The organism is Roseomonas sp. TS2, from assembly GCF_058833935.1.
In genome coordinates this window covers 1-8,277 of sequence record NZ_JCACVY010000191.1, presented here as the reverse complement: position 1 = coordinate 8,277, position 8,277 = coordinate 1, and the positions used below count along the sequence as shown (strand labels likewise).

Annotated in this window: 5 protein-coding genes; 3 read left to right on the top strand and 2 right to left on the bottom strand. The window is 74.6% G+C overall.

What is annotated here, in order from left to right; genetic code table 11:
* Positions 1-1,007 (bottom strand): cupin domain-containing protein (locus ACZJYS_RS20690; RefSeq protein ID WP_493180169.1); only part of this gene is annotated, 1,007 nt, incomplete at its 3' end.
* Positions 1,008-1,180: 173 nt separating this feature from the next.
* Here ACZJYS_RS20690 and ACZJYS_RS20685 point away from each other — a divergent pair.
* From ACZJYS_RS20685 to ACZJYS_RS20675, 3 genes are all read left to right on the top strand, one after another.
* Positions 1,181-5,887 carry an NAD-glutamate dehydrogenase gene (locus tag ACZJYS_RS20685; RefSeq protein WP_493180168.1) on the top strand — a complete coding sequence of 1,569 codons (4,707 nt, stop codon included), beginning with the start codon at positions 1,181-1,183 and terminating at the stop codon, positions 5,885-5,887.
* A 73-nt stretch (positions 5,888-5,960) separates the two neighbouring features.
* On the top strand, positions 5,961-7,220 hold the full coding sequence (locus ACZJYS_RS20680) for an MFS transporter (protein ID WP_493180167.1): 1,260 nt from the start codon (positions 5,961-5,963) through the stop codon (positions 7,218-7,220).
* Positions 7,217-7,801 (top strand): histidine phosphatase family protein, encoded by a 585-nt coding sequence (locus tag ACZJYS_RS20675; protein ID WP_493180166.1) that lies wholly within the window; start codon positions 7,217-7,219, stop codon positions 7,799-7,801. The genes ACZJYS_RS20680 and ACZJYS_RS20675 overlap by 4 nt, the downstream gene beginning before the upstream one ends.
* 65 nt (positions 7,802-7,866) lie before the next feature.
* On the opposite strand, the gene ACZJYS_RS20670 is transcribed toward ACZJYS_RS20675, so the two are convergent.
* Positions 7,867-8,277 (bottom strand): PaaI family thioesterase (locus ACZJYS_RS20670; protein WP_493180165.1); only part of this gene is annotated, 411 nt, incomplete at its 5' end.

Sequence of the window (8,277 nt, the reverse complement as noted above, 5' to 3'; positions counted from 1 at the left end):
ACGCGGAAGGCCGCGCCCTCCCCGCCGCCCGCCGCCTCCGGGGCGGCGGGGGCGGCGATGCCGCGCGCCGCCAGCAGGTCGTTGCCGCCGCGGGCATAGCGGTAGTCGGCCACGAATTTCGTCAGCACTTCCATCACCTTGGGATCCCGCGTCAGCTCCGAGAGGCGCTGCCCGAGCTGCGCCGCACGGCTGGTCAACGCGAAGCGCGCGGCGGCGGTTCCATCCTGGCGCGGCAGGGGCTGGCGGAAAGGCGTCTCGTAGAGCACGCGCTCCACCAGGATGTTCATCAGGTCCATCCCGAGCGGCGCGTGCACCCCGTAGGCCACATGCACCGAGGCGGGGGCCTCGGCCAGGGCGTCGTGGTACCAGCCACGCGGCAGGTAGAGCAGGTCGCCGGTCTTCAGCGTCACCTGCCCGCGCAGCCGGCCCTTGGCCTGCTCGTGATGCGCCTGGCCCAGGCTGCGGAACACCGGGTGCGGGATCGGCCACTCGGCGCGGCCCTCCCAGATGTTCCAGGTCTTCTCGCCCTCCACCTGCACGGCCCAGACGTCATGCGTGTCGAAATGCGCGGGGAAGGCCTTGTGGCTCTGCCAGGAGATGTAGACGTTGGCCTGCGCCTTGCCGAGCCCGGCGCCTTCCAGCGCCTCGGAGACGGCGGTGAGGCCGGGGGTCAGGCTGTCGGCGTCGTTCATCACCAGCGAGGCGCCGCGCTTCACCCATTGCTGCACCAGCGCCGCGTTGGGCTGCTGCACGGCGGCGTTGTCGCGGCTGGTGGCGCGGGTGCAGTACTGCTCCGGCGGCACCGGGGTTCCGTCCATCACCAGCTTCAGCGACTGGCTGGACCAGATATGCGTCTGGTCGAGCAGGCGGTTGATCTGGCGCCAGGAGAGCACGGGGGCGAACTTCGCGGCGCCGCCCTGCACGTGCAGCGGCTGCTTGTCGTAATACTCCGCGAAGAACTGCTCCGGCGTGACGGGGGCGAGGAGGTCGGCGAGCGTGCGGATCATGGCCGCCACGATAGCCCTGGAGCGGCCCGGCGGTCACGGGGGAGAGTTCAATCGCCGCGCGCAACCTCCGCCGAAAATTTATGCAAATTGCATCGCATTGCGGCACCGGGTGGCTTGAACCGGGCCTGACCCTGGCCGATCCTCTGAGGCATCCGACTCAAAAGGAGCCCAGCATGCCGGATGGCCAGAGCCGCGAGAGCGGCGCCCGCGCGGAGTTGTTGCGCGCCGCGGAGGAGGCCCTGCGGCAGCAGGCGCCCGCCCTGCCGCCGGCCGCCGCGGCGCTGCTGCACCGCCTGGCCGAGGCGCTGCCCACCGCCGAGCTGGCGGCCGAGCCGCCGGAGCGCATCGCCGCCGCCACCGCCAGCCTCTACGCCTTCGCCGCCGAGCGGAAGCCGGGCGCGGCCAAGGTGCGGCTGCTGCCCCCCGGCCCCGGCCGCGGCGCCGTGGCGGTGGCCGAGATCGTCACCGAGGACATGCCCTTCCTGGTGGACAGCGTGCTGGCGGCCCTGGCCCTCTCCGGCCGCACCCCGCGCCGGCTGCTGCACCCGGTGCTGCGCGTGGCGCGCGATGCCGCCGGCCGGCTGGAAGGCTTCGCCGAGGGCGGCGCGGCCGAGAGCATGATGCATGTCGAGATCGCCCCCGCCACGGCGCGGCTGCTCGGCGGCGGCGGCGAGGCGCCGGACGAGGGCTGGGAGACCACCGAGGCGGCGCTGCGCCGGGCGCTCACCGAGACGCGCCTCGCCGTGGCCGACTTCCCCGCCGTGCTGCAGCGCCTGCGCGCGGCCGAGGCCGAGATCGCCCGTGAGGATTCGGCCGAGGCCGCCGCCGGCCAGGCCTTCCTGCGCTGGATGGCGGAGGACAATTTCGTCTTCCTCGGCCACCGGCTGATCCGCTTCGGCACGGCGGGGGCAAGCGACAGCGCCGAGGACCATCTCGGCCTGCTGCGCGACGAGGGCCTGCCGGTGTTCGACGCGCTGCGCGACCTCGGCGCCATTCCCGCCGCGGTGCGCGCCTCGCTGCGCGACGGTGCGCCGCTGGCCATCGCCAAGGCCAACATGCGCGCCCGCGTCCACCGCCCGCAGCACGCCGACGTGGTGGCGACGCGGGTGTTCGGCGCCGATGGCGCGGTGGTCGGCGTGCGGCTGTTCCTCGGCCTGTTCGCCGCCTCCGCCTACAACCGCAACCCGCGCAGCATCCCCTGGCTCTCGGCCAAGGTGGAGCGCATCCTGGACCGCGCCGGCGTCAACCCGGAGAGCCATGACGGGCGGGCGCTGCGCAACATCCTCGACACCTGGCCGCGCGACGAGCTGTTCCAGGCCGACGAGGACTCCATCCTGGAGGGGGCGCGGCGGGCGCTCGACCTGTTCATCCGCCCCCGCCCCGCCCTCTACCTGCGGCGCGACCCGTTCGAGCGCTTCGTCTCCGCCATCGCCTGGCTGCCGCGCGACACCTTCGACACGCGGCTGCGCGAGAAGGTGGGCGCCATGCTGGCGCGCGCCTTCGGCGGCCGCCTCTCCGCCTTCCACATCGCGCTGGGCGACACGCCGCTGGCGCGGGTGCACTACATCGTCGGCACCGTGCCGGGGCACGTCTCCAGCGTCGAGGATGCGGCGCTGGAGGCGGCGGTCGCCCAGGCCGCCCGCTCCTTCACCGACCGGCTGGGCGAGGCACTGACCGCCGAGCTGGGCGAGGCGCGCGCCGCCGAGGCGCTCTCCCGCTGGGCCGACGCCTTCCCCGATTCCTATGCCGAGACCGTCTCCGCCACCACGGCGGTGGCCGACCTGCACCTGGCCGAGGCGGCGCTGGCCGCCGGCCGCCCGGCCGCGCGCATCGAGCGCCTGCCCGGCGCCGGGCCGCGCGCGCTGACGCTGCGGCTGATCCACCCCGGCGGCCCGCTGCCGCTGGCCGACGCGCTGCCGCTGTTCGAGAGCCTCGACCTGCGCGCCATCGAGGAGCAGCCCTTCCACCTGCGGGACAACGGGGCGCTGCGGGCGGTGCTGCACGTCTTCACCCTGGAGGCCGGCACCGACCTGGAGGAGGCGCGCTTCCCCGCCCTGCTGGAGGCGCTGGAGGCGCTCCAGTCCGGCCGGGTGGAGGTGGACGGCTTCAACCGGCTGGTGGCGCGGGCCGGCCTCGCCTGGCGCGAGGCCTGGCTGCTGCGCGCCCTGTTCCGCTGGCTGAAGCAGGTGGGCTTCGCCTTCGCCCAAGGGTCGGTGGAGACGGCGCTGGCCGCCGAGCCGCGCGCCGCGCGGCTGCTGGTGGACCTGTTCAACGCCCGCTTCGACCCCGCCCGCGCCGGCAGCGGCGAGGCCGCCGGGCGCGCCCTGGAAGCCGAGTGGGCGGCGCTGATGGAGGGCATGGAGGATCCGGACACGGACCGCATCCTCGCCCGCCTGCGCACCGTGCTGGATGCCGTGCTGCGCACCAACTACTTCCAGCGCAAGCCCTACCTCTCGCTCAAGATCGACAGCGCGCGGGCCGGCGACATGCCGCTGCCCCGCCCCTGGCGCGAGATCTTCGTCCATGCCGCGCACATGGAGGGCTGCCACCTGCGCGCCGGCCCGGTGGCGCGCGGCGGCATCCGCTGGAGCGACCGGCGCGAGGATTTCCGCACCGAGATCCTCGGGCTGATGAAGGCGCAGCGGCTGAAGAACGTCGTCATTGTGCCGACCGGCGCCAAGGGCGGCTTCGTGCTGAAGGGCCATGTGCCCCCGGCCGCGGACCGCGAGGCCTTCATGGCCACCGGCATCGCCGCCTACCGCACGCTGATCCGCGGCATGCTGGACATCACCGACAACCTCCAGGGCGAGACGGTGGTGCCGCCGGCCGATGTCGTCCGCCGCGACGGGGACGACCCCTACATCGTCGCCGCCGCCGACAAGGGCACGGCCACCTTCAGCGACATCGCCAACGGCCTGGCGCAGGAATACGGCTTCTGGCTGGACGACGCCTTCGCCTCCGGCGGCAGCCAGGGCTACGACCACAAGGCGATGGGCATCACCGCCAAGGGCGCCTGGGTGATGATCGCCCGCCACTTCGCCGAGCTGGGCCGGGACATCCAGCGCGAGCCCTTCAGCATGGTGGGCGTGGGCGACATGTCGGGCGACGTGTTCGGCAACGGGCTGCTGGTCTCGCGCCAGACCCGGCTGCTGGCGGCCTTCGACCACCGCCACATCTTCATCGACCCCGAGCCCGACGCGGCGCGCGCCTATGAGGAGCGCGCGCGGCTCTTCGCCCTGCCCCGCTCCTCCTGGGCCGATTACGACGTGCGGCTGGTGAGCGAGGGCGGCGGCGTCTATCCGCGCAATGCCCGGCACATCCCGCTCTCCCCCCAGGCCCGCGCGCTGCTCGGCATCGAGGCGGAGAAGCCGGATCCGGCGACGGTGATGAAGGCCATCCTGCGCGCCAAGGTGGACCTGCTCTACTTCGGCGGCATCGGCACCTACATCAAAGCCTCCACCGAGAGCCAGGCCGAGGCGGGGGACCGCGCCAACGACGCCATCCGCATCGACGGGCGCGAGGTGGGCGCGCGCATCATCGGCGAGGGCGCCAATCTCGGCGTGACGCAGGCGGGCCGCATCGAGGCGGCGCGGCTCGGCGCCGATGGCCAGGGCGTGCGGATGAACACCGACGCGCTGGACAACTCCGCCGGCGTCTCCACCTCCGACCATGAGGTGAACATCAAGATCCTGCTGGCCGATGCCCGGGCCAGCGGCGCGCTGACCGAGCGCCAGCGCGACGCGCTGCTGCGCGCCATGACCGACGAGGTGGCCGCGCTCGTGCTGCGCGACAACGCGCAGCAATCGCTGGCCGTCTCGCTGGAGGCCGAGGCGGGGGCGGAGGCGCTGCCCGCCCATGCTGCGCTGATGGCGCGGCTGGAGGCCACCGGCCTTCTCGACCGCGCCGTGGCCGGGCTGCCCGATGCCGCCGGCATGGCCGACCGCATCGCCGCCCAGGTGCCGCTGACCCGGCCGGAGCTTTCCGCCCTGCTGCCCTTCGCCAAGCTGTGGCTGGCCGAGGCGATCGAGCACAGCGGCCTGCCGGACGACCCGGCGCTGGCGCCGCTGCTGGAGGGCTACTTCCCCACCGCGCTGCAGCGGGACTACGCTCCCTACATCGCCCGGCACCGGCTGCGGCGGGAGCTGCTGGCCACCATCCTGGCCAATGAGGTGGCCAACCGGCTCGGCCCGGCCGGGCTGGCGCGGCTGGCCGCCGGCAGCGAGCCCGCCGCCGCCGCCCGCGCCACCATCCTGGCCGACCGCCTGCTGGGCCTGGCCGGTGCCATGGACGCGGCCGACACCGCCGCCGCCCCGGCCGAGGCGCGCCACGCGGCGATGCTGGCGCTGCGCCAGCTGCTGGCCGCCACGGCACGGGAGCTGCTCTCCATGCCGGAGACGGCGCTGCCGCTGGAGGAAGCCCTGGCGAAGCTCAGCCCCGGCATCGGCGCGCTCGTGGCCGCCGAGACGGCGCAGGCCCAGCCCGGCCCGCTGGCCGAGGCGGGGCTGCCCGGCGATCTGGCGCGCCTCGTCGCCGCCGCGCCGGCGCTGGAGGCGGCGCCGGCCATCGTGCGGCTCGCCGCCCAGGCCGCCGTCCCGCCGGACGAGGCCGCCCGCGCCTGGGCCGCGGTGGGGGAGAGCTTCCACCTCCCCGGCCTGCGGCTGGCGGCGACGCAGGCCCCGGCCAACGGCCCCTTCGGCACCCGCGCCAAGGCCGCGCTGCTGGACGACCTGGCCGAGCTGCAGACCCGCCTTGCCGCCCGCGCGCTGAAGGGCGCGCTGCCGCAGGCGGAGACGGCCATGCGCATCGCCCAGGAGGCGGCCTCGCGCCCCGACCTGGCGGGCGTGACGGTGGCGGTGCGGGAACTCTCCCGCATCGCCTGACCGGCAGAAAAAGATGGGGGGTCCGGGGGGAATTCATTCCCCCCGGCCTTCCTCCGGGGCAGTCTGCCCCCCCATGAACACCCGCTTCTCGCGCCAGGCCTGGGCCTGGGCCCTGTATGACTGGGCCAACAGCGCCTTCCCCACCGTCGTCTCCACCTTCGTCATCGCCGCCTACTTCACCCAGGGAATCGCGCCCGACCCCGCCACCGGCCAGGCCCAGTGGGGCTGGATGCAGACGGGGGCGGGCATCGCCATCGCCTTGCTCTCCCCCCTGCTCGGCGCCGTGGCCGATGCCGGCGGGCGGCGGCGGATGATGCTGCTGGCCTGCACCCTGCTCACCGCCATCGCCACCGGCCTGGTCTGGTTCGCCACGCCGGAGCCGGGCAGCGCGCTCTGGGCGCTGGCCTGCGTCGGCATCGCCACGGTGGGGTTCGAGCTGGGCACGGTGTTCTACAATTCCATGCTGCCGCAGGTGGCGCCGCCCGAGCGGGTGGGGCGGCTCTCCGGCCTCGCCTGGGGGCTGGGCTATGCGGGGGGGCTGGCCTGCCTGGTGGTGGCGCTGCTGCTGCTGGTGCGGCCCGACCCCTCGCCCCTCGGCCTGGACCGCGGCGCGGCCGAGCATGTGCGCGCCACCGCCCTGCTGGTGGCGGTTTGGATGCTGGGCTTCGGCTGGCCGGTGCTGGTGCTGCTGCCCGACCCGCCGCCGCCGCGCCCGGCCTGGGGCACCGCCATCCGCCAGGGCGTGGGCGAGATCGGCGCGCTGCTGCGGGGGCTGCCGCGCAACCCCGTGCTGGCGCGCTTCCTGCTGGCGCGGCTGTTCTACACGGACGGGCTGAACACGCTGTTCGCCTTCGGCGCCATCTACGCCGCCGGCACCTTCGGCATGGGCTTCGACGAGATCCTGCTGTTCGGCATCGCGCTCAACGTCACCGCCGGGCTCGGCGCCGCCGGCTTCGGGCTGCTGGAGGACCGGCTGGGCGCGCGGCGCACCATCCTGGTGGCGCTGGCGGCGCTGCTGGGGCTCGGCCTGGGCGTGGTGCTGGCCGAGGACAAGGCCGTGTTCTGGGCGCTGGCCCTGGCGCTCGGCCTGTTCATCGGGCCGGCGCAATCGGCCTCGCGCAGCTACATGGCGCGGCTGGCGCCGCCGGACGAGGTGGCGGCGCATTTCGGCCTCTTCGCCCTCTCGGGGCGCATCACCGGCTTCATGGGGCCGGCGGTGCTGGCCCTCGTCACCGCCGCCACGCAGAGCCAGCGCGCCGGCATGGCCACCGTGCTGGGCTTCCTGGCGCTGGGCGGCGCCATCCTCCTGACCGTCAGGGAGCCCCGGCGATGAGCCGCGCCTGGCTGCTCACCCACCCCGAGGTGGCGATCGACCCGGCCGTGGCGGTCACCGAATGGGGCCTCTCCCCGCGCGGCCGGGCGCGGGCGGAGGCGCTGGCGCGGCTCCCCTGGGCGCGGGGCCTGCGGCACATCGCCAGCAGCGCCGAGCGCAAGGCGCGGGAGACGGCGGAATGCCTCGCCGCCGCCACCGGCCTGCCGGTGCGGGTGCATCCTGGCCTCGGCGAGAACGACCGCAGCGCCACCGGCTACCTCCCGCCGCCGGAATTCGAGGCGATGGCCGATGCCTTCTTCGCCCGGCCCGAGGAGAGCGTGCGCGGCTGGGAGCGGGCGGTGGACGCGCAGGCCCGCATGGTGGCGGCGGTGGAAGCGGTGCTGGCGGAGAGCACGGGCGAGGTGGCCATCGTCGCGCATGGGGCGGTGGGGGCGCTGCTGCTCTGCCACCTCGCCGGGCGGCCGATCTCCCGCGCCGAGGACCAGCCGGGGCGTGGCGGCGGCAATCTCTACGTCTTCGGGCGGGAGAGCCGCCACCTGCTGCGCGGATGGACCGCCTTCGAGGATGCCGGGCTGGCCTAGGACACAAGCGCGGCGCCGGGGATAAAAAAGGACATCTTCCCCCGGCCCACCGCCATCTCTTTCCGTCAGCCCACCGGGCTGCCTTCCACCGTCTCGCTGCCGGCGCGCCAGCGATGGGTGGAGGCGCCGAAGGCCACCATCTTGCCCGCGGCGTCGAACACCTCGGTGCGGGCGAAGAAGATGTTGCGGCCGCGCGAGACCACCTTGCCCTCGGCCCGCAATTCGCCCTCCGACACCTGGCCGGTGAAGCGGCAATCCAGGTCGATCGTCACCGCCTTGCGGATGTTGCCCGGCACGCTGCACCAGAGGCCGGCGAAGGCCGCCGCCTGGTCGAGCAGCGAGAGGATCACGCCGCCATGGACGATGCCGCTGCGGTTGTGGTGGCGCGCATCGGCGTCGCAGACGACGCAGGCATAGCCATCCCGCCACTCGGTGAGGCGGATGCCGATGAGGTCATGATAGGGCGGCGCCGAGCC

Excerpts from the sequence above, each read along its gene's own strand:
- ACZJYS_RS20675 (WP_493180166.1), top strand. The coding sequence starts at position 7,217 with ATGAGCCGCGCCTGGCTGCTCACCCACCCCGAGGTGGCGATCGACCCG.
- ACZJYS_RS20685 (WP_493180168.1), top strand. The coding sequence starts at position 1,181 with ATGCCGGATGGCCAGAGCCGCGAGAGCGGCGCCCGCGCGGAGTTGTTG.
- ACZJYS_RS20680 (WP_493180167.1), top strand. The coding sequence starts at position 5,961 with ATGAACACCCGCTTCTCGCGCCAGGCCTGGGCCTGGGCCCTGTATGAC.